The 20,937-nt window shown below is 69.1% G+C and carries 20 protein-coding genes; 4 read left to right on the top strand and 16 right to left on the bottom strand.

The annotated features are described in order from the left end of the window. Positions 1-22: 22 nt before the first annotated feature. The 9 genes from ACFSVL_RS07945 to ACFSVL_RS07985 form a co-directional block, all read right to left on the bottom strand. Positions 23-310, bottom strand: coding sequence for a hypothetical protein (locus tag ACFSVL_RS07945; protein WP_378301846.1), 288 nt, complete (start codon positions 308-310; stop codon positions 23-25). Positions 311-453: 143 nt separating this feature from the next. Beyond that, positions 454-1,473, bottom strand: a complete 1,020-nt coding sequence (locus ACFSVL_RS07950; protein ID WP_378301848.1) for a lysylphosphatidylglycerol synthase transmembrane domain-containing protein — start codon at positions 1,471-1,473, stop codon at positions 454-456. A 14-nt stretch (positions 1,474-1,487) separates the two neighbouring features. Beyond that, complete coding sequence (locus tag ACFSVL_RS07955; RefSeq protein ID WP_378301850.1) at positions 1,488-2,732, bottom strand: acyl-CoA reductase; 1,245 nt, start codon at positions 2,730-2,732, stop codon at positions 1,488-1,490. Continuing rightward, on the bottom strand, positions 2,729-3,781 hold the full coding sequence (locus ACFSVL_RS07960) for a LuxE/PaaK family acyltransferase (RefSeq protein WP_378301852.1): 1,053 nt from the start codon (positions 3,779-3,781) through the stop codon (positions 2,729-2,731). Before ACFSVL_RS07960 ends, ACFSVL_RS07955 begins: the two co-directional genes overlap by 4 nt. After that, positions 3,778-5,184, bottom strand: coding sequence for an AMP-binding protein (locus ACFSVL_RS07965; RefSeq protein ID WP_378301854.1), 1,407 nt, complete (start codon positions 5,182-5,184; stop codon positions 3,778-3,780). The genes ACFSVL_RS07960 and ACFSVL_RS07965 overlap by 4 nt, the downstream gene beginning before the upstream one ends. Next, on the bottom strand, positions 5,181-5,915 hold the full coding sequence (locus ACFSVL_RS07970; RefSeq protein ID WP_378301856.1) for an SDR family NAD(P)-dependent oxidoreductase: 735 nt from the start codon (positions 5,913-5,915) through the stop codon (positions 5,181-5,183). The genes ACFSVL_RS07965 and ACFSVL_RS07970 overlap by 4 nt, the downstream gene beginning before the upstream one ends. Beyond that, entirely contained in the window at positions 5,912-6,151 is a 240-nt protein-coding gene (locus ACFSVL_RS07975) for an acyl carrier protein (protein ID WP_378301858.1), read from the bottom strand. Before ACFSVL_RS07975 ends, ACFSVL_RS07970 begins: the two co-directional genes overlap by 4 nt. Before the next feature lie 75 nt (positions 6,152-6,226). Continuing rightward, a complete protein-coding gene (locus ACFSVL_RS07980; RefSeq protein ID WP_378301860.1) occupies positions 6,227-6,820 on the bottom strand; it encodes an HAD family hydrolase in 594 nt (197 codons plus the stop codon). Continuing rightward, complete coding sequence (locus tag ACFSVL_RS07985) at positions 6,799-7,869, bottom strand: hypothetical protein (protein WP_378301862.1); 1,071 nt, start codon at positions 7,867-7,869, stop codon at positions 6,799-6,801. Before ACFSVL_RS07985 ends, ACFSVL_RS07980 begins: the two co-directional genes overlap by 22 nt. A gap of 190 nt (positions 7,870-8,059) precedes the next feature. On the opposite strand from ACFSVL_RS07985, the gene ACFSVL_RS07990 reads away from it, so the two are divergent. Both ACFSVL_RS07990 and ACFSVL_RS07995 read left to right on the top strand, forming a co-directional pair. Then, positions 8,060-9,166 carry a DegT/DnrJ/EryC1/StrS family aminotransferase gene (locus ACFSVL_RS07990; protein ID WP_378301863.1) on the top strand — a complete coding sequence of 369 codons (1,107 nt, stop codon included), beginning with the start codon at positions 8,060-8,062 and terminating at the stop codon, positions 9,164-9,166. Then, positions 9,163-10,116: a Gfo/Idh/MocA family protein gene (locus ACFSVL_RS07995; protein ID WP_378301865.1), complete on the top strand. Its 954-nt coding sequence runs from the start codon at positions 9,163-9,165 to the stop codon at positions 10,114-10,116. The genes ACFSVL_RS07990 and ACFSVL_RS07995 overlap by 4 nt, the downstream gene beginning before the upstream one ends. Here ACFSVL_RS07995 and ACFSVL_RS08000 read toward each other — a convergent pair whose 3' ends face one another. From ACFSVL_RS08000 to ACFSVL_RS08030, 7 genes are all read right to left on the bottom strand, one after another. Next, positions 10,117-10,842 carry a hypothetical protein gene (locus tag ACFSVL_RS08000; protein WP_378301867.1) on the bottom strand — a complete coding sequence of 242 codons (726 nt, stop codon included), beginning with the start codon at positions 10,840-10,842 and terminating at the stop codon, positions 10,117-10,119. Continuing rightward, positions 10,839-11,339, bottom strand: a complete 501-nt coding sequence (locus ACFSVL_RS08005; protein WP_378301869.1) for a SigE family RNA polymerase sigma factor — start codon at positions 11,337-11,339, stop codon at positions 10,839-10,841. The genes ACFSVL_RS08000 and ACFSVL_RS08005 overlap by 4 nt, the downstream gene beginning before the upstream one ends. A 338-nt stretch (positions 11,340-11,677) precedes the next feature. Then, positions 11,678-12,250 carry a Uma2 family endonuclease gene (locus ACFSVL_RS08010; protein WP_378301871.1) on the bottom strand — a complete coding sequence of 191 codons (573 nt, stop codon included), beginning with the start codon at positions 12,248-12,250 and terminating at the stop codon, positions 11,678-11,680. An 84-nt stretch (positions 12,251-12,334) separates the two neighbouring features. Then, entirely contained in the window at positions 12,335-12,952 is a 618-nt protein-coding gene (locus ACFSVL_RS08015; protein WP_378301873.1) for an acyltransferase, read from the bottom strand. Then, on the bottom strand, positions 12,952-14,169 hold the full coding sequence (locus ACFSVL_RS08020) for a glycosyltransferase family 4 protein (RefSeq protein WP_378301875.1): 1,218 nt from the start codon (positions 14,167-14,169) through the stop codon (positions 12,952-12,954). The genes ACFSVL_RS08015 and ACFSVL_RS08020 overlap by 1 nt, the downstream gene beginning before the upstream one ends. 37 nt (positions 14,170-14,206) lie before the next feature. Continuing rightward, positions 14,207-15,136, bottom strand: a complete 930-nt coding sequence (locus tag ACFSVL_RS08025) for an NAD-dependent epimerase/dehydratase family protein (RefSeq protein ID WP_378301877.1) — start codon at positions 15,134-15,136, stop codon at positions 14,207-14,209. 26 nt (positions 15,137-15,162) lie between these two features. After that, the gene (locus tag ACFSVL_RS08030; RefSeq protein WP_378301879.1) at positions 15,163-16,311 is read right to left on the bottom strand and encodes a DegT/DnrJ/EryC1/StrS family aminotransferase; all 1,149 of its coding nucleotides are present in this window, start codon (positions 16,309-16,311) and stop codon (positions 15,163-15,165) included. A 115-nt stretch (positions 16,312-16,426) separates the two neighbouring features. On the opposite strand from ACFSVL_RS08030, the gene ACFSVL_RS08035 reads away from it, so the two are divergent. Together ACFSVL_RS08035 and lhgO are read left to right on the top strand one after the other, a co-directional pair. Beyond that, complete coding sequence (locus ACFSVL_RS08035; RefSeq protein ID WP_378301881.1) at positions 16,427-19,513, top strand: BTAD domain-containing putative transcriptional regulator; 3,087 nt, start codon at positions 16,427-16,429, stop codon at positions 19,511-19,513. 61 nt (positions 19,514-19,574) lie between these two features. Further along, positions 19,575-20,759: an L-2-hydroxyglutarate oxidase gene (gene lhgO / locus ACFSVL_RS08040; RefSeq protein ID WP_378301883.1), complete on the top strand. Its 1,185-nt coding sequence runs from the start codon at positions 19,575-19,577 to the stop codon at positions 20,757-20,759. Positions 20,760-20,937 lie beyond the last annotated feature (178 nt).

Consider the following 20,937-nt stretch of genomic DNA (forward strand, 5'->3'; position numbering starts at 1 on the left):
ACGCTGAAGCCGCTGACGTATGTCAGCCCCCGACCACCCGCGGCGCCTTGAGGACGCGGTAATTGCAGGCGTCACCATCGACGTGGTCGGCCAGAGCGCGGAAGCCCGCCTCCTGGAGCACGCTGCTCAACGCCCGGAGGACGATCTCCTTGGCGTGGACCACATAGGCGAGGAGGCCGCTCGCGTCCTGATTCAGCACCTTTTCCCGGTATTCGGGGGTTTTCGTCACCGGAGGCGTCCAGTCGAGAGTGACCCCGAACGGCAGCCCGTGCGGATCGCCATCCGGAACTACGGATGCGGTGAATCCCATCCTGGTGAGTTCCAGCCTGCTCGCGACCGCCTCTTCCGGGGCATGGTAGACCGGACCATCGTGGAGGTGCTGCTCCCGATAAAAACGAAGACAAAGGCCGCCCGGCTCTTGAGCCGGGCGGCCTTTTCAGGACCAGTAAAAAGTCAGGCCGCCGCGTCCATCGCGGCCGTCCGCCGAGCGGACAGCTTCGCGGCCAGCGCAGCAAACCCAGCGGTGAGCAGGTCCGCCACCGTGAACATCACCCGCGAAGCCACCGCGAACGCCGTCGCCTGGCCGACCGTCAGGCCGCTCGCCGTCAGCACGGCGACCTGGGCGACCTCACGGACCCCAACCCCGCTGGGCAGGATGAACGCGAACGTGCCGACCGTCATCGCGACGGCCATCGCGCCGATGCACAGGATCAGGCCGTTGAAGCCGGGCGCGCCGACCGAGTTCGCCAGCAGCCACAGGTGCACGCCCTGGAACACCCAGGCACCCATGGACGCGCCGAATGCCTTGAGCACCACGCCCCAGCCGAGCGGTTCGGCCAGCGGCGGGCGGCGCAGGATCTTCAGCACGAGCGAGGTGCCCCAGGTCAGGATGCGCGGGTGCAGCAGCGCGAGGCCCACCGGGATCAGCACGAACAGCCACATCGCGCGCGGGCTGTTGCTGAACAGCGCCGGGGCCGCGAGCAGCGACACGACCAGCGCGGACACCACGCCGAGGCCGAGCTGGATCAGCGAACCGGTGAAGATCCGGGCACGCGCCAAGCCCGCCTTGCGGCCCAGCTCCATCTGCAGCAGGTAGGCCCACACCGAACCGGGCACGTACTTGCCGAGCGAGCCGACCAGGCAGATCTGCGCGCCGCGGGCGTAGCCGACCGGCTTGCCGCCCAGGTGGTCGACCAGCACCTGCCAGCCCCACACGGACACGAGGATCGACACCATCAGCGCGACCAGGCTCAGCGCCGAAGACTGCCAGGCGACGTCCGCCAGGGTGTGCCAGAACTCGTCCCAGTTGGACGCGAGGCTCTTCGCGGCGAAGCCGATCACCAGCAGGATGGCGACCCAGCGCACGACGTCGAGCACCCGCGCCTTGGTGGACTTGCGGGTTTTCCCGGTGGACGGGACGTCCTCAGTGGACGGGGCGTCGTCCCCCGGCGTCTGCGTACGAACGGTCGTCACTGCCTCTCAGCTCCTCAGGCCGCTACGGTGACCAGTCGGCTGAACTCGGACAGCAGATCGTAGCCGTCCCAGACTCCGGCGAACGTGAGGGCCGACCCGAAGGGCACGACCCGGTCCACCCCGCGTCCGGCGAGCGCCGTCACGAATCCGGTCAGTTCCTCGCGGGTGAACCCGAACTGGCTCACCGTCTGATCCTTGCGCCGTACGATCGGCACCAGTTCGTCCAGCGACGCCACCGAGGCGTTCGCGAACGTGCCCGCGCCCAGCCATTCGCGCGGCATCACCGTGGCGTCGGCCAGCTCGAGCGTCGCCAGCGCGTTGCCGTCGAAGCGGATCGACGAAACGAGCCCGTCGACCGCCGCGCCGTACGCCGACACCCGCTTCTGCACGGCCATCGCCGGCTCGGTGACGTGCTGCTTCGCCACCAGCACCCCGGCGAGCAGCTCGCGGAACTCCTGTCCGGCGACCTGTGCGCCGGACGCGTCGCCGACCCAGAACACCGCGCGCGGCGACGAGCAGGCGGCCTGGTCGAACCAGTACGAGTCGTTGTAGAAGCCCTCGGCGGCGGCCTTGCGCTGTTCCGGCGCGGCCTCCTGCCAGCCGCGCACCGACGCGATCGCGAACGACGAGCGGTCCGGGAAGGTGAGGTCGCGCGCGTGCGGGGCCAGCGGGTACTTCCGCAGCGCCGCCACGGACGCGTCGCCGCCCCAGATCACCCGCAGGTCAGCCGCCAGCGACAACGCGCCGCTGACCTCGTCGCTGCGGTCGTAGGTGACCATCCGCTGGGTGGCCCGGATGATGGCCGCGGTCTCCGGCGAGACGTCTTCGAGAGCCGCGTTCAACGCCTCCAGCACGGCCTCCGCCGCACCGGCCGAACGCGACGACACCCGCACGACGTTGCTGTTGCCCGCCAACGCCGACAGCGCCCACGAGTACACGAAAATGGTGTCCACGTTGGCCGGCGGCACGTGGAAAACGAGCCCGCGCGGGAACCGCAGCGAATCGCCGTCGGTTTCCAAAGTGGACAGTGACTTCGCGAGTTCTCCCTTGCGCAGGAAGAAACCCAGCGAGGCCAGCTCCGGGAAGCGGCGCGCCAGCGCGGGCGCGAGCAGCTTGCGCGCGAACTTGGTGACGAACTCGACCACTCGCGGGTCGCCGACGGTCAGCCGGCCGCCGGGCGGTTCCTCGCGCAGTTCGTCCAAGAGCGCGTCGACCGAAACCGAGTCGCCGAGCGGAAAACGCTGTTCCAAAGCACTCACGCAGCGGCTCCCTGGAACGTGTCCGAGCATCCGCGGGCCTCGGCCTTCGGCAACCTGCCCAGCACGGAGAAGTGCTTGCCGGGCCAGTCGCCGTCGTCAATCCCGTTGTAGACGCCAAGATCCTCAGTGAGCAGCACGTGTCCCGGGTACGACTTCGGCAGCGTGCTCACCACCTCGATGACGCCCGGCTTGCCGACTGGCTGTTCTTCCCAGGTCTCCGGGTCGCGGATCACGACGTCGGCGAAATCGGGGCAGTACAAGGAGTTCCCGGACGGGCCCTCAAGGAACACGGTGCCGATCTGCTCGATCATCCCGTAGTAGTTGTGGATCCGGGTGAGGCCGGTGTCCTCCTTGAAACGGCGGCGGAACTCGCTGTTGTCGACCGCGCGGTCGATCAGCTTCTTCCAGCCGCCGGAGTGGATGAGGATGCCGTTGGACAGGTCCAGCTTGTGCTCGCGGGCGACCTCGTACAGGTACTGCCACACCATGAAGGTGAAGCCGAAGATCAGGAAGGGCTTGTCCCCGTACTCGGCGAGGAACTTCCGCACGGCCTCGACGTCCGGCTTGTCGTTCTCGTCCAGCACGTACGTGTGCTTGCGGCCGAAGTTCGCCATGCCGAGCACGCCCGCGCCGCGCGCGGAGAACGACCGGCGGTTCTTGATGATGCCGATGGTGTCGACCATCAGCATCGGCAGCCGCTCGCCGCCGAGCACCTCCTGCAGGGTGGCGCCGAGCTGCTTCGTCTGCGCGGCCGCCGCCTCCTTGTCCAGGTAGATCCGCGACGCGCCGGCCCCGGTGGTGCCCGAGGACGTGAGGGTTTTGAATACCTCGGCGTCCGGAATGGACTTCAGGTCATGCGTCTTGAACATGCGCACGGGCAGCCACGGCAGGTCCGCGATCGTGGCGAACGACGCGTCCGGCGCGAAACCGAGCGAGGACAGGATGCGCTCGTACCCGGCGGAGTTCGCCCGGTGGTGCGCGGTCAGCTCCGCCAGCTCCGGGAGCAGCGCCGCCTCTCGCTCCGCCTTCGAGCGCGTGAAGACACTCATACCCGTCCTTCCAGCGACCGGTAGTCGATCTTGCCGCTGGCCAGCAGCGGCACGGTGTCGATCGGACGGACGTCGAACCCGCTGCTGTGCAGGTGCAGCCGCTCGGCCAGCGCCCGCGCGGCGTCCTTGCAGATCGCCTTCGCGCCGTCGCCCTCGGGCAGTTCGGCGAACAGCACGACCTTGTCGCCCGCGGGCACCGCGGCCACCACGTCGATGCCCACCGCGGCCGTGCGCACGGCCTGCTCCAGGTCGTCCAGGCTGACCCGGTTGCCGAACACCTTGCCGATCCGCTTGAGCCTGCCGGTGATGTACAGGTATCCCTCGTCGTCGAGATACCCGAGATCCCCGGTGGCCAGCGTTCCGCCGTATTCGTCGCCCGCGCTCAGCCCCGCCTCGTCCTCGGCATAACCCATCATCACGTTGGGTCCACGGTAAAGGACCTCACCGACAATTTTGGGATGCGTGGTCTCCTCGCCGTCGTCGCGGCGAATGGAGAACGCGCCGCCGGGCAGCGCCGGACCGGCCGAGCCGATCTTGTCCGCGAGCCGCTCGGCGGGCACCGTGGTCATCCGCGGGGACGCCTCGGTCTGGCCGTACATGACGTACATCCGGCCGCCGACCGCGAGCATCTTGTCGTTGAACTCGGCGACCAGTTCGTCCCGCAGCTTCCCGCCCGCCTGAGTGAGCGTGCGCAGGGTCGGGTACTTCGCCGGGTCGAATTTCAGCCGGCGCAGCATTTCGTAGTGATAGGGCACGCCGGACAGCGAAGTCACGCCGTGTTCCTTCACCGCATCCCAGAATCCGCGGCCCAAAACACCAGAAGATTCGATAACCACGGTCGCGCCACGCAAAAGATGCGAATTCAGCACGGAAAGGCCGTAGCTGTAGTGCAGCGGCAGACAGGTCGGCGCGACCTCTTCCGCGTCGATCTCCAGCACCCGCGCGATGGCGTCCGCGTTGGCCAGCAGCCCTTCCCGGGACAACCGGACGAGCTTCGGGTTGCCGGTGGACCCGCTGGTCGGCAGCAACACAGCCAGGTCGGGGTGCGGTTTGACGCCGTCCGCGGAATCGCGCACCCAGTCGGCACCGCGGGCGGTGTACCCCGAGGGTGCGTCGCCGGACGCCGCGAGCACGGCGGCCGGGCAGAAGCGCTCGACCAAGCCGATCAGCACGTCGGCGTCCAGCGCCGGGTCGATCAGGGCGATCGCCCGGCCGCCCTCGAACGCGCCGAGGTAAGTCAGCACGCTGTCCAGGTCGACCGACGTCCGCGCGAAGACGACCCCGGACGGCAGCGCCGCCAGCTCGTCCGTCTTCCGGTCCAGCTCCGCGGACAGTTCCGCGCCGGTCAGCGTGCGGCCCCCGGCCACGTCGACCAGCCGGGCGCCCGCACCCACCAGAGTCACAGCACCAAGCCTCCGTCGATCCCCAGGACCTGCCCGGTGACGAACGACGCCTCGTCGCTCGCCAGGAAACGGATCACCGCCGCCACCTCCCCGGCTTGGCCGAGGCGGCCGAGCGGGGTCTTGGCGATGTTCGAGGCACGGGCGTCCTCGCTCAGGCTTTCGGTGAGGGCGGTCTCGATCACGCCCGGGGCGACGGCGTTGACCCGGATGCCGGAGCGGCCGAGTTCCTTCGCCGCCGAGCGCGCGATGTTCGCGACCGCCGCCTTCGACGCGGCGTAAACCGTCTGGCCCGCGCTGCCGTACTCGCCGACCACCGAGGCCAGTACCACGATCGACCCGGTCTTCTTGCGCATCATGGCTCGCGCGGCGGCCTGCACGGTGTGCAGGGTTCCAGCGACGTTCGTGGCCAGCGTCCGGTCGACGTCGTCCGGACGGATCATGCCGAGCAGGCCGCCCTCCATGATCCCGGCGTTGGCGACCGCGACGTCCAGCCTGCCGTGCTCCTTCGTCACTTCCTTCACGAGGGCGGCGACCGCCTTCGCGTCGGTGACGTCGAGCGCGCGGCCGCTGACCGCGGGCCCGACCGACGAAGCGGTCTCCTTGGCGACGGTCTCGTCCCGGCCGGTGAGCACGACGGTGGCACCGGCGTCGGCGAGCGCCTGGACGGTGGCGAGGCCGATCCCTCGGGTGCCCCCGGTGACCAGCGCGACCTTGCCCGCGAACGTGCTCACGCCTTCTCCTGCAGCTCCTTGACCATGTCCACGGCCACCTTGAAGCTGCTCATGTCGATCACCTGGTCGGTGTCGAACTCGACCTCGAACTCGTCCTCGATGGCCGCGATCAGCGCCATGTGGCCGACCGAGTCCCACGCCTCGATGTCGCGGTACTTCAGGTTCTCGACGTCGACTTCGCCGTCGAGCTGGAGAGCGTCGATGAAGACTTCTTTCAGCTTGTCCTGCACAGCCATGTCTACCCGGCACTTCCTTCTCGAATGGGGCTGGTGGCCCTGTTGACCACTGTCGACGGTACCAACCCTGGGGTTTCAGCCCGCGCGCGCGGGCGACAGCTCACGGAGCGTTCCGATGTAGCGGTCCGCGCCTTCGGGACGGAACTTCAGCGCGTCGTTGCGCACGACCACGCTGAGGACTCCGGCAGCATGCGCGGCCTCCACGTCGTGGAAGGTGTCGCCGACGAGCACCGCCTCCTCCGGAGCCGCGCCGAAATGCCGGAGCACCGCGGTCACGCCCTCGGGATCCGGCTTGAGCCGGCGGACGTCCTCCCGACCAATGACGTGCATCCCCCCGGCGAGGTTGCCCAGCGCGTCCTCGACGCATCGCCGCGAGTTCCTCGTCACCACCGCGAGCCGGTGTCCCGCGGCCAGCTCCGCCAGCAGCTCGCGCGCACCGTCGGTGAACTCGCCGTTCGGCACGGCGGCGCGTTCGAACCGCGTCACGACGTCGAGCCGGGCGGTGTCGCCCTCGTCGAGCCAGCGCTGGAACAGCTCGCCGAGCTTGTCCTCTGTCGACAGTCCGAGTTCGGCGCGCAGGCCAGCGAAGTCGACCGGCAGCCGGAACAGCGTGCCGTCGAAGTCGAAAGCCAGCAGCGTCCGCCCGGTCAGATCCGCTTCGACGCCCATTCGCCTTCCTTGACCAGGCGGTAACCCATGTCGATCATCCGGACCCAGTACAGGTCGTCGGGCAGCGGGTTGTAGACCTCGGGGCGCTCGCGCAGCGCGTTGCCGAGGCCGAGCTGGATGTACATGTCGGGCATGTTCAGCCCGGCGTGCGCGAAGAAGTTGCTGGTGGTGAAGAAGCGGCCCACGTTGATCTCGGTGACCATCGGCACCCCGGCCGCGTTCTCCTTCATGTCCACGCAGAACACGCCGTGCGGCTTCTCCGACACCGCCCGCACCGCGGACTCGCCGATCTTGTTCACGTCGTCGCGGTTGACCGTCTTGGCCACCGACGGCGACGAGCTCTGCCCGCTCGGCGTGAGGTTGCCGAAGATGTACTCGATGCGGGAGCGCGCCTGCGAGGTGATCAGCTCGCCCTCGTGCCACAGGCTCTGCCACGCGAACTCCTCGCCCGGCAGGTATTCGCTGGCCATGAAGTCGCCGTAGTCGAGGCCGCGGAAGCCGCGCCAGTAGTCGATCCAGGCGTCGCCCTGGTAGAAGGAGTTGATCGGGAGGCTGCCCCGGGAGCCGGCGCCGCGGATGGCGCGCAGCCAGACCCGCGGGTTGATCTTGAGCAGCTCTTCGAGCCCGCCCTTGAGGTCGTCCGGCGAGTCGATCTTGATGGCTTCGGGCACCGAGACGCCGTTCGCCTTCATGTGCGCGTTGAACGCCATCTTGTCGTGGCACAACGCGATCGCGCGCGCGTCCGGCAGGAAGGTCGGCGCGTTCAGCTTGTCGCGGTTCTCCGCGAGGTAGCCGACCTCGACGTCCGGCTGCGGGTGCACGAAATCGATGCGCTCGGCTTCGATGACGCGGTTGATCGCGTCGGCGTACCCGGGATCGCTGACCGGCGGCACCAGGTATTTGGCTTCGACGTCGAGAAGTTCGAGATGGAACGGCTTCACGTCGGTGCCGACGACCTCGTAGTCGTTTCCGGCGACCGCGAGCGCGTCCCGGAAGTTGTAGGCGGCCGATCCGCCGGCGCCGGTGATGAGGATTCGTGCGCTGCTCATTCGCGTGTTCTCAGCCTTACCTGTTCAGTTCCCGCCGGAGCCGGGACGGTAGCCGGAAGCCCACTTGTGGTCGGCGAGTATCGTGACGCCCGCGTCTGTGCTGACTGCACCGAACTCGGGGCTCGTGCCATGCCGAGGCAAGACTGTACCGGACGCGCCGAAAGTGCCCGCCGAGAGCGAGAGACTGCAGATGATCCCCATTACCGTGGTCGACGTCCGTGCTGCGGAGGACCTGGTCGTCGAAGTGCTGCGATCCGGCGCTATCGCCCAGGGCCCGATGGTCAAGCGTTTCGAAGACGCGTTCGCGCACGTCGCGGGAACCAAACACGCCATCGCCGTGAACAACGGGACGACCGCGCTCGTCGCGTCCCTGCAGGCACTTGACCTGCAGCCCGGAGACGAGGTGGTGACCTCGCCCTTCACCTTCGTCGCCACGCTGAACGCGATCCTGGAAGCGGGTGCGACGGTCCGGTTCGCCGACATCCGGCGCGACGACTTCGCGATCGACTCCGACGCGGTCGCCGCGGCAGTCACCGACCGCACCAAGGTCCTGATGCCGGTGCACCTCTACGGCCAGACCGCGGACATGGGCAAGCTCGCCCCGCTGGCCGCGGAGCACGGGCTGCACGTGGTCGAGGATTCCGCACAGGCGGTCGGCGCCTCGTTCGAGGGCCGCAAAGCCGGGTCGTACGGCATCGGCTGCTTCTCGCTGTACGCGACGAAGAACGTGACCACCGCCGAGGGCGGCGTGATCACCACGGACGACGACAAGCTGGCCGACAAGCTGCGCGTAATGCGCAATCAGGGCATGAAGGCCCGCTACCAGTACGAGATGGCCGGCCACAACTACCGGATGACCGACCTGCACGCCGCCGTCGGCATCCCGCAGCTGGAGAAGCTCGACCAGCTCACCGCGGCCCGCCAGGCCAACGCGAAGCGGCTGTCCGAGGGGCTCGCCGGCACGCCCGGTCTCGAGGTGCCGCAGGTGCTGCCCGGCCGCGAGCACGTGTGGCACCAGTACACCGTGCTGGTCGGCCCGCACGCGATGCTCTCGCGCGAGGAATTCGCCAGCGCGCTGACCGAACGCGGCATCGGCAACGGGATCTACTACCCGAAGATCGTCTTCGACTACGACTGCTACCGCGGGCACCCGCTGATCCCGGACGCGCGCGTCGAGGACTTCCCGGCGGCGGCCGCCGTTGCCGCGCAAGCGCTTTCGCTGCCGGTGCACCCGCATCTGACCGAGTCCGAGCTGGACCAGATCATCGAAACCGTTCGCGAGGTACTCGGCGCATGACGCATCGCATCGCACTGGTCGGCACCGGCAACATGGGCTCGCTGCACGCGCGTGTCCTGTCGCAGAACGACCGGGTGGACCTCGCCCGCGTGATCGACCCGCGCGAGGAAGCGGGCCGCGCGGTCGCCGACCGCTACGAAACCCAGTGGACGCCGGAAATCGGCTCACTGTCCGATGTGGACGCTGTGGTGCTCGCCTCGGCCACCGAGGTGCATTACGAGCTGGCACAGGAGATTCTCGGCCAGGGCAAGCCGATGCTGGTCGAGAAGCCGGTGTGCAACAGCCTTGAGTTCTCGCAGGAAATCGTTGCCCTGTCGGCGAAGAAGGACGTCCCGCTGATGTGCGGGCTGCTGGAGCGCTACAACCCGGCCGTGATGACCGCGCGGGCGCTGGTGAACGAACCGGTGCACCTGATGGCGCGCCGGCACGGCCCGTACGCGCCGCGGATCAAGACCGGTGTCGCGTGGGACCTGCTGGTGCACGACGTCGACCTGGCGATCCAGTTCTTCGGCGGGGCGACGCCGGGCCGGGTCACCTCCAGTGCGGGCTACTTCCACCCGCAGTCGGTGACCGGGGCCGAGGACACGATCGAGACGGTGCTGTCGTTCCCGAGCGGGCTGGCCACGGTGTCGGCGTCGCGGCTGGCGCAGCGCAAGGTCCGGTCGCTCATGGTGTCCGAACTGGACCGGATGGTGGAGATCGACCTGCTGCGCCGCGACGTGACGATCTACCGGCACGTCTCGCACGATTCGGTCACTCCCGACGGCCTCGGCTACCGGCAGCAGACCGTGATCGAGATCCCGGAGCTGGTCACCGCGCGCGAACCGCTGGCGACCCAGCTGGACCGGTTCGTGGATCTGCTGGAGGGCAAGGTCGACGCGGACGTCGAGCGCGCGCTGATCCTGCCGTCGCACGAGGTCGTGGCGCAGGTTCTGGCCGAGGCCGCCTGACTATTTGGTGAGGCGTTTGCCGTCCGCGGAGTAGGCGACCAACGGGGTCGCGCGCTCGGCGGACGGCACGTCGTCCTGGTCGAACCAGAACACGACCACGTCCGGATCCTCGCTCCAGCGCGCCGTGTGCGCCGGTATCGCGCGACCGTCCACTGTGGTCTCAATGCGGGCGGCTGGTCCGCTGAAATAGCCGTACAACGGTACCCAGACGTCGGAAATCGTCGCGCCGCCCGAGGTGGCGTGGAAGCCGAACGAGCGGTCCTTGCCGTCGGTTTCGTTGGCGAGGTAAAGCGGACGCAGGTCGCCGTCCGGTTCGTACAGACTCGCCATTACTCCGAATTGGACAGTCGGCAGATTGTCCGGATCGTCGATTTCCGTGGCGTAGAAGACAAGTTCCGCACCGTCGGTGTACGTGCCGGTGGAGATCACGTCTCCGAGGGGACGCGCTCCAGCCGGTGCGGGAGTCGAGGACGCCACACTCGTCACCACCGGCGGCGGCGACGCGGCCGCGTGCACCTGCTCCGGCGCACCTCCTGGGGAACGCAACCACACCGCCCCGAAGACGACCGCGACGACCGCCACCGCCGCACCGGAGGACGTCAGAAACCGCCGCCGACGCCGGATCCGGCCGCCTTCCTTGAAGATCCGGTCAAGATCAGGCTCGGCAAAGGGTTCCGCGGGCGGCTCCTGAAGCGCGGCGCGCAACCGGTCAAGCTCGTCCGTCACGCGCTCACCTCCCCGACCAGCGCGTCCCCGTCGATGCGCAGCTTCGCCAGCGCGCGCGAATTGGTGCTCTTGACCGTGCCGACGGACACGCCCAGTTCCTCGGCGACCTGATGTTCCGGCAGATCGAAGAAATGCCGGAGCACCACTACGGCGCGTTCTCGCGCGGTAAGCCGGGCCAGTGCGGTGGAAAGCCATTCCCGATCGGTCACGGCGTGCGAAATATCGGGCACCTTCGCCGGTTCCGGCATCTCCTCGGTGGCGTATTCGCGAATCGGCCGGCGCCAGAGGTCGATGACGTGATTAGCGAGCACGCGGCGGGCGTAGGCGTAGGGATTCTTGCGCCGCACCCTGGGCCAGGCGGCGTAGGTGCGGGTGAAGGCGGTCTGGGCGGCGTCCTCGGCCTGATGGCGGTCGCCGGTGAGGAGGTAGGCCGCGTGGGTGAGCCGAGCCGAACAGGACCGCACGAAGTCGGCGAACTCGTCGTCCCCGCGCACCATCCCACCCCTGCTTCCCGGTCCCGCGGCCCGAAACGCGGCGGGCCTCGCTGTCCAGGTTACGGGTGTGGGTGTGGTGCGTCGATGTAATGGCTGGTCAGTCTCGTCTCAGCGACGGGTCTAGGTCGACGATCCAGTAGTGCTCGATACCGGCATCCGGCGTATTCGGCAGGCCCCGAAAGCACCTCGACCGCCAACTCGGCCTCAGCCGCCGCGATGTGCGCCGGGTTGGCCTCGGGCACCCGCGCCCACCTCCGGGCCGAGGTGCTCGTCGAGAAGGAACGCCAACCGCGTCCGGGCTGACCGGAAGAGCCACCCAGTCATCAAGAGTCAGCAAATAGTCAACGCTGAGCGCGCGGATCGATGAGCGCGTTGAGATCGAACTTCACCGGCGTACCCGCGACCTCCAGCGCGACACCGCCGGAATACTCACCGAAATTCTCGTAGTCACCATCGATCAGCCGGTAAGCAAGAAGACTGACCGGCGGGTCCAGATCAACGATCCAGTAATGCTCAATACCGGCATCCGCATACTCAAACAGCTTCGCACCCTGATCGACGTCCTTGGTGCCCGGCGAAAGCACCTCGACCACCAGCGAAACGTCGCTCGCCTCGACCCGGGGGACGTTGGCTTCGATGAGGTCCGACGGAGCGACCAGTACGTCCGGCACCCGCACCGTAGGCGGGACCTCGGCCAGCACCGCTTCGAATTCCCCGACCGCTACCAGCTCCGGCGGCAGCTGTGTCGTCAGCACATAAGGCAATCTGCTGATGATCAGCTGGTGGAGCGACATCGGACGCGGCGACACGGACAGGGCCCCTTCGACAACCTCGAACCGGACCTCCGGGTGTTCCGGCAGGTCCGCCCAGTCGTCAAGGGTCAGGAGGTGGTGAGGCCACTCAAGGACGCTCATGGGTACTCCTTCACCGTCAGTGACTGAGAGCAGTGTCCCATGTTACCCGGAGCATCCGCCAGCGCCTCACGCACCGTGTCCGAGTCACTTCTCGCTGAAGTCGCCTGACGGGGAGCCCCAGCCGGACGGGTCGTCCGACAGTGCGCGGCGGCGGGCGTTTTCCTCGCGGACCCGCTTCACCTCCGCCTCGATGTACTCCTCTTCGTAGCGCTGGAACACCCGCGCCGGGTTGCCCGCCACCAGCGAACGTGCCGGGACGTCCTTCGCGACCACCGAGTTCGGCTGCACCGTCGCGAAGTCACCGATCGTGACGCCCGGCATGATCACCACGAGGCCGCCGATGAAACAGCCCTTGCCGATTTTCACCGGCTTGCGTTCGATCAGGTCGCTGCCGGAATGGTTTTCCAGCGCCATGTTCGCGAGCCAGCTCGAATGCGTGAACACCAGTGTGTTCAGCCCGATGCTGGTGTGCTCGCCGATTTCCAGGCCGCCGCTCGCGTCGAGGACCGCGCCCTCGCCGACCCAGCAGTGTTCGCCCATCACCAGGTTGCCGGGGCTGACGATCTTGGCCCGTTCCCGCACGCGGCACGATTCCGGCAGGCCGAAAAACTTGGCCCGCTCGGCGTCGTTCATGTATTGCGTGACGAGGTCGTTCAGGATCATCGGGCGCAGCCGGTTGCTGCGCTCGTCTTCGAAGAACATCAGCTGTCCGCCACCAGTTTCGTGAGCACCCGCAGGTGTTCGTCGGCCACCACGTCCAGTCCGAAGTTGTCCCGGACCATCGAGGCTTCTCGCTCGGCGATCCGCGCCCGCTCCTTCGGATCGTCCAAAAGGGACAGCACAGTGGTCGCGACCGCCTCGGAATCGTTCGGCCGCACCAGCAGGATGTTCTCGCCGTTGTGCAGTTCGATGCCGGGGTAGTTGTCCTCGGTGACCGACGCGATCGTCGCGGTGCCGGACAGCATCGCCTCCAGCGACGCGGTGCCGCAGCCGCCGTTGAGGTCGTGCGTGACGATGTCCGCGGCCGCGAAGTACGCCGGCACGTCCGCCTTCGGCACCGCACCGGTGACGATCAGCGCGTCGGACACGCCCAGTTCCTCGGCACGCTGCTGGAACGCGTCGTGGTACACCCGGCCGACGACCACCACGCGCAGCCCGGGGTGCCGCTCCAGGATCGCGGGCAGCGCCTCGACCAGCGGCAGCCGGTCGCGCAGCGGGATCACGTGCCCGAGCGACACGATCAGCGGCGCGTCCCCGATTTCCAGTTCCGCGCGCACGTCCTTGGTCACCGGCTTCGCGAAATGCCCGGTGTCCACCGCGATCGGGAAGTACTCGGAGTTGTCGTCGCTCGTGCGGTAGCGGTCGACGCAGTAGTCCACGCCCTGCTTGTCGAGGATGATGAAGCGCGGGCGCAGGTACTTCAGCACCGGGTTCACCAGCATCGCGTCGAGTGCGCGGAACACCCGCCCGTACATCTTGTTCTCGCTGATCAGCAGCGTGTGGATGGTCAGCAGCACGGGCAGCTTGTGCCGGCGCGCGTAGATGCCGACCATCCAGGACAGGTCGAAGAACTGCCCGTGCAGGTGCACCGCGTCCGGCTTGAACTCGTTCAGCAGCTTCCACAGCCGCCGCCAGTTGCCCGGCCGCATCGACGCGAACGTCATGTCGAAGTCGATCGACAGGCCGAGCTGCGGCATCTTCACCGCGGGCAAGCGCACGACCCGGTAGCCGTCGCGCTCCTCCTCCGCCGGCGCGTCACCGTAGGCAGCGGTGATCGCCAGCACTTCGTTCCCGGCGGCCGCGTACTCGGCGGCCAGCGAGGCCGACATGTGCGCGCTTCCGCCCACTCGCGGCGGGAAGAAGTTGTTCACCACCACGATCCGCATGGGCTTTCCTTCGGCCGGGCCCGCCGTGCTCATTCCGCCTCCACCAACGAAAACGCGCCGACGGAGGGGTTCACTCGGAGTCCCGCACCAGTGCGCGCATGCCGTCTTCCACGGTGATCGTCGGCTCCCAGCCGAGCACCTCGCGGGCCCGGGTGATGTCCGCGGCACGGCGGGACACGAGGACGTCGCGCTTGTTGAACACCGGCTCGACGTCGACGCCGACGGCCTCGATCAGGATCTTCGCGAGGGTGGCGATCGACGTGTCGATGCCGGTGCCGATGTTGATCGGCAGGTTCGACTGCTCCGACTCCAGCGCGGCGACGACGCCCTTGGCGAGGTCGGTGACGTGCACGAAGTCCATCGACTGGTCGCCGGCACCGTCGATGATCGGCGGCTGGCCGGCGCGCAGGCGCTGGATGAAGTGGTTGATGACCGAGGTGTAGTACGCCTCGATCTTCTGGCCGGGGCCGTACACGTTGAAGAACCGCAGCGCGTTCCAGGACAGGCCCTTGGTGCGCTCGTAAAAGCCGAGCAGGTCCTCGCCCGCGCGCTTGGAGATGCAGTACGGCGTGAGCGGGTTCAGCTTGTCGTCCTCGTGCATCGGCAGCCGCTCCGGCTCGCCGTACACCGAGGCGCTGGACGCGAACACCAGGCGCTCGACGCCCTCGTCGGCGGCGGCCGCGAAGACGTTGTTGTTGCCGACCATGTTGATGTCGATCGACTCGCCCGGGTCCGCGACCGACTTGTTGATCGACACGGTGGCGAAGTGGATCGCGTGCGTGCAGCCGCGGATGGCCTCGCGGACGCCGACGCCGTAGCGCACGTCCTTCTCGACCAGTTCGACCTTGCCGGTGGCGACGAACTCGTTGACGCGGTCACGGTCGCCGCGGGTCATGTTGTCGAAGATGCGGACCGTGTAGTCCTTCTCCAGCAGGATCGGGATCACGTGCGAGGCGATGAAACCGCCGGCACCGGTGAAGAAAACTTTCTTGTCGGACATGGGTTCTCCTCAGGAAGGTCGGCGGGTCAGGAAAGGGCGGACACGGCTTCGCGCACGGTGGTGACCACGCGCTCGACTTCGCTGTCGGTGAGTTCCGCGTGCATCGGGATCGCCAGCTGGCGACGGAAAGCGTCGGCGGAGACGGGCAGCGGCTGCTGCTCGCCGTACACCGGCTGCAGGTGGGAGGCGTAGGTGCCGAAGTTGCACTGGACACCCTGCTCGCGGATCCGCAGGGCCAGCGCGTCGCGGCTGATCTCCGGGGCCACCGTCATCAGGTAGGCCTGCCACGGGTGCTCGCGGTCTGGCGCTTCAACCGGCACGGTCAGCGCGTCGACATCGTCGAACGCCTCGTGGTAGCGCTTGGCGACCGAACGGCGGGCGGCGAGCAGGTCGGGCAGCCGGTCCAGCTGCACGCCCATGATCGCGGCCTGGATGTCCGACAGCCGGAAGTTCCAGCCAAGCTCGTGGAACGTCGGAATCGGCAGTTCCTGCGAGCCCTCGCGGGTGAACGCCGGCTCGATGCCGTAGGTGTGGATCTTGCGCGCGTGCGCGATCAGGTCCTCGCGGTTCGAGACCAGCGCGCCGCCCTCGCCGGCGGTGATGCCCTTGCGGCCGTGGAACGAGAACGCGGCGAGGTCGGCGAGGCTGCCTGCCGGGCGGTTGCGGTAGGTCGCGCCCGCGGAGCAGGCGGCGTCCTCGAACAGCCACAGGCCGTGCTTGTCGGCGATCGCGCGGTACTCGTCGAAGTCGCCGGGCTGGCCCGCGACGTCGACCGCCAGGATGCCGACCGTGCGCGGCGTGATGAGCGCCTCGATCGCGGCCGGGTCGGCGCTGAAGATGTCCGGGCGGATGTCGGCGAACACCGGCTTGGCCCCGGCCTGCAGCACGGAGTGGCCGGTGGCCGGGAAGGTGTAGTCGCCGACGATCACCTCGTCGCCGGGCTGGACGCCGAGCACCTTCAGCCCGAGGAACAGCGCCGAGCCGCAGTTGCTGGTGGTCAGCGCGTGCGCGGTGCCGGTGGTCTTCGCGAACCGCTCCTCGAAACGGCGGCACGCCGGGCCGGCGCCGGCCAGCCAGCCGGAACGGAACACCTCGGCGACGGCTGCGAGTTCTTCGTCGCCGACGGTCGGCTTCCCGAGCAGGACGGGTTCGCCCACTGTAGATCTCCTGTGCATCAGGGTGTCCCGCATTGCGCGGGGTCGCGCCAAAGTGTATAGAAGTCGCGTTTGACGTCCTTTTCGGGGACGGAACCCGCCGGTAAGCACCCGATCAGGGGCCTAGGCTCACGGGATGCGGATCGGGGTGCTGGGGGCCGTCGTCGCGTGGGACGGCGCGGGCGGGACGGTCGCCGTCGGCGGCCCGCGAGGCCGGGCGCTGCTGGCGTTGCTCGCGGCGGACGCCGGACGGTTCGTGTCCGCCGAGCGGCTCATCGACGGGCTCTACGGCGAGGAGCCGCCCGACGGCGCGGCGAACGCGCTCCAGTCACAGGTGTCACGGCTGCGCAGCGCGCTGAAGCTGCCGATCGAACTCACCTCGGCGGGGTACCGCCTCCGGATCGAACCGGACGAAGTGGACGCACACCGCTTCGCACGGCTGGCCGGTGAGGGCCGCCGCGAACTGGCTGAGGGCGACCCGACGCGGGCCAGCGACCTGCTCGGCGAGGCGCTGGCGCTGTGGCGCGGACCCGCGTTCGCCGATGTCCCCACAGTGCCGGTCTCGGAGGTCCAGGCCACGCGGCTGACCGAGCTGCGGGCTGAGGCGGCGGCCGACCGGGTCGACGCGGAGATCTCGCTCGGCCGCGCCGCCGACGTCCTCGACGAGCTGCGCACCGCGATCGCCGAACACCCGCTGCGCGAACGGTCGCGAGCCCAGCTCGTGCGGGCCCTGCACGCGGCTGGCCGGACCGCCGAGGCGCTGGCCGCGTTCGAGGACGCCCGCCGCACGCTCGCCGACGAGCTGGGCGCGGACCCCGGGCCGGACCTGGCCGAGGCGCATCTGGCCGCCTTGCGCGGCGAGCCGGCGAACGCCGCGACGCCGTTGCCCGCACAGCTCACCAGCTTCGTCGGCCGCGACGGCGAACTGCGGCAGGTCGCCGATCTCCTGCGGGACGCCCGGCTCGTCACGCTGCTCGGTCCGGGCGGGACCGGGAAGACCCGGCTGGCCATCGAAGCCGCGGCGGACGCGGGTCCGTGTGTCTTCGTGGAGCTGGCCCCGCACGTCGCCGACGACGTTCCGCAGGCCGTGCTCACCGCGCTCGGCCTGCGTGAGGGGGCCCGCGGTCGTCAGGACCCTGTCGACCGCCTCGTCTCGACCTTGCGCGACCAGGCGACGCTGCTGGTGCTGGACAACTGCGAGCACGTCATCGGCGCCGCGGCCCGGTTGGTGGCGCAGCTGCTGCCCGCGTGCCCTGGTTTGCGGGTGCTGGCGACGAGCCGGGAACCGCTTGGCATTACCGGAGAACAGCTCGCGCCGGTCCCCCGGCTCGCCGTTCCACCGCCGGGCGCCGACGCTGCGGAGACCTATCCCGCCGTCCGGCTTTTCCTCGACCGCGCTCGGGCGAGCGACCCCGCCTTCCGGCTGACCTCCGAAACGACCGCCGACGTCGTACGGATCTGCACCGCGCTCGACGGCCTCCCGCTCGCGCTGGAACTGGCCGCCGCCCGCGTACGCACGCTGCCGGTCGCGGACATCGCCGCCCGGCTCGACGATCGCTTCCAGCTCCTCGCTCGCGGCAGCCGGACCGCGGACGAACGGCACCGGTCCCTCCGCGGCGTCGTGGAGTGGAGCTGGGATCTCCTCGATGACGACGAACGCCGTCTCGCCCGCCGCCTCACCGTCTTCACCGGCGGCGCGACGCTCGCGTACGCCGAGCAGGTCTGCGACGCCCCGGTCGACCTGCTCCCCGAACTCGCCGACAAGTCGTTGGTGGAACCGTCGAGCGGGCGCTACCGGATGCTGGAGACGATCCGCGCGTTCTGCACGGAAAAGCTCGACGAAGCCGGCGAGACCGCGCGCTTCCGGCACGCGCACGCACAGGCGTTCCTGCGTCTCGTAGAAGAAGCCGACCCGAAGCTGCGTACCGCGGAACAGCTGGACTGGCTGCGGAAAATCGACGCCGAGTACGACAACATCGTGGCCGCGCTCCGATGGTCCGCCTCGGCCGATCCGTCCACTGCCTTGCGGTTCTCCACCGCGCTGTCGATGTATTGGTGGCTGCGCGGACGACGTTACGAAGGCGCGGCGCTGGCCCGGGAAATCGTGCGGCATTGCGAGGCGGAACCGCCGGAGGGCTACCGCGAGCAATTCCTCATGTGCCTGCTGACCGCGATGGCCGGCGCTCCCGAAGCCGCCGAGACGGCGAGCTACCGGTCCTATGTGGAGCAGTACTTAGTGGACAGATCGTGGGCCGCGGAGCATCCGATGATGCTCATGCTGTCCGGCGTCGTGCTCGGCCCGCCGGAGGACGACGACGCGCGGCTCCGGTTGTCCGGGCTGGAGAAGCACGCCGACCCGTGGCTCACCGCGCTTGTGCCGATGGGCGACGGCCTGCGCGCGGTGCTCGCCGGCGAACTGGACGAAGCCGAGCGCGGCTTGCGAGAAGGCGAAACGCGCTACCGGGCACTCGGCGAACGCTGGGGCCTGTCGATGGCGCTCGACCACCTGTCGCAGCTGCTGGTCTTGCGCGGACGGCACGACGAAGCGCTCGCCGCGATGACCGAATCCCTGACCCTCATGCAGACCCTCGGCGCGACCGACGACTACGCGGACCTGCTCTGCCGTCGCGGCGACAGCCGGGCGTTGCGCGGCGATCTCGACGGGGCGAAGGCCGACTACGAGCGGACCGTCGAACTGGCCAGCCGCACCGGCATGCCCGAGACGCGAGCCAGCGGTCACGTCGGACTGTCCGGCCTCGCCCGGCGCTCCGGTGACCTGACCCGCGCGCGCACGCTCGCCGCGCAAGCCCTCGCCGAATGCGCGGCGGACTCGTTCTCGGCCGCCATCGTGCGGGCGGCCGCGTCGATCGCGCTCGGCTGGATCGACGTGGCCGAACACCGCCCGGCCGACGCCCGGCAGCGGATGCGGCTTGGCGTCGAGACCGCGCATCGCTGGCATGACCACGGGTCGCTGGCCACCGCGTTCGAGGGCGTCGCCGGGGTCTTCGCCGAGGAGGGCCGGTACGCCGACGCCGCCACCCTGCTCGGCGCGGCGGCCTCGGTGCGCGGGACCGCCGTGCCCGGCCAGCACGATGTCGCGCAGGTCACCGCGGCTGCGGAGAAGGCGCTTGGACCGGACGGCTTCGCCGCCGCTTACACCGCCGGTAAGCAGCTTGAACCGCATCAACGGCTCGCGTTGGCCGGATTGTCCCCGGTTCAGTGAACCGGTACCACGCCGTCGGGGGGTACGCAGCGCCGCCGGAGAGCGCGTAGCCTTCCCTGCCGTGCGGAACGTCGTTGTGATCGGTGGGGGAATCGTCGGGCTGGCGGTCGCGTGGGAGCTGTCCCAGCGCGGTCAGGACGTGACGGTGCTCGAAAAGGAAGCTCGCTGGGCTGCGCACCAGACCGGGCACAACTCCAATGTCGTGCACGCCGGGCTCTACTACAAGCCGGGCTCGTTCAAGGCGCGGATGTCGGTCGGCGGCAACCGGTCCATTGTGGATTTCGCCAGGCAGTACGGGGTGCCGGTGCAGGTGTGCGGCAAGCTCGTGGTGGCCACGCGCGAGGAGGAGATCCCCGCGCTGGACACGCTCGCCGAGCGGGCCGAGGCCAACGGCGTGCCCGCCAAGCGGATCACCCCCGCGGAGGCCCGAGAGTACGAGCCGGAGGTGTCCTGCGTCGCCGCGCTGCGCGTCGAGTCGACCGGGATCATCGACTTCCCGGCCGTGTGCGCGGCGCTCGTGCGGCTGCTCGACGAGGCGGACGCGGACCTGCGGCTGAACACCCCCGCGCTCGGCATCCGCCCAGCGCGCGGCGGCGGGGTCGAGGTGGCCACCGGCTCCGAGGTGCTGCACGCGGACGCGCTGGTCAACTGCGCGGGCCTGCACGCCGACCGCGTCGCCGAAATGGCGGGCATCACGCCGAGCGCGCGCATCGTGCCGTTCCGCGGCGAGTACTACGAACTGAAGCCGGAGCGCCGTCACCTCGTGCGCGGCCTGATCTACCCGGTGCCGGACCCGACGCTGCCGTTCCTCGGCGTGCACCTGACCCGGATGCTGGACGGCAGCGTCCACGCGGGCCCGAACGCGGTGCTCGCGCTGCGCCGCGAGGGCTACCGCTGGGCCGACGTGTCGGTGAAGGACCTCGCCGACGTCGCCCGCTTCCCCGGTGCCTGGAAGCTCGCGCGGAAGTACGCGTACCCAACCGGTCTGGAGGAGGTGCTGCGGTCGTTCTCGAAGAAGCGCTTCGCGGCCAGCCTCGCGCAGCTCGTACCCGCGGTCACCGAGGACGACATCGTGCGCCACGGTTCCGGCGTGCGCGCACAGGCGCTGCGGCCGGACGGCTCGCTGGTGGACGACTTCCTGATCGAGTCCACAAAGGACCAGGTGCACGTGCTGAACGCACCGAGCCCGGCGGCGACGAGTGCGCTGGAGATCGCCAAGTACATCGCCGACCGGGTCACCGACTGAGCCGCTCCGGCAACGTCCGTGAGGGGAACCCTCACGGACAGCCGAGGTCTGTGAGGGGAACCCTGAGGGAATCAGATTCCTTCAGGGAGGCCCTCACAGACGACCGGCCCCGCAGCCCGCCACCCGCGTCGGACTGGGCGGACACCCATAACGCCGCTTTAAGTCCCTGGCATCAGAG

Origin of the sequence: Amycolatopsis silviterrae (assembly GCF_042684085.1) — a bacterium.
Classification (GTDB): domain Bacteria; phylum Actinomycetota; class Actinomycetes; order Mycobacteriales; family Pseudonocardiaceae; genus Amycolatopsis; species Amycolatopsis silviterrae.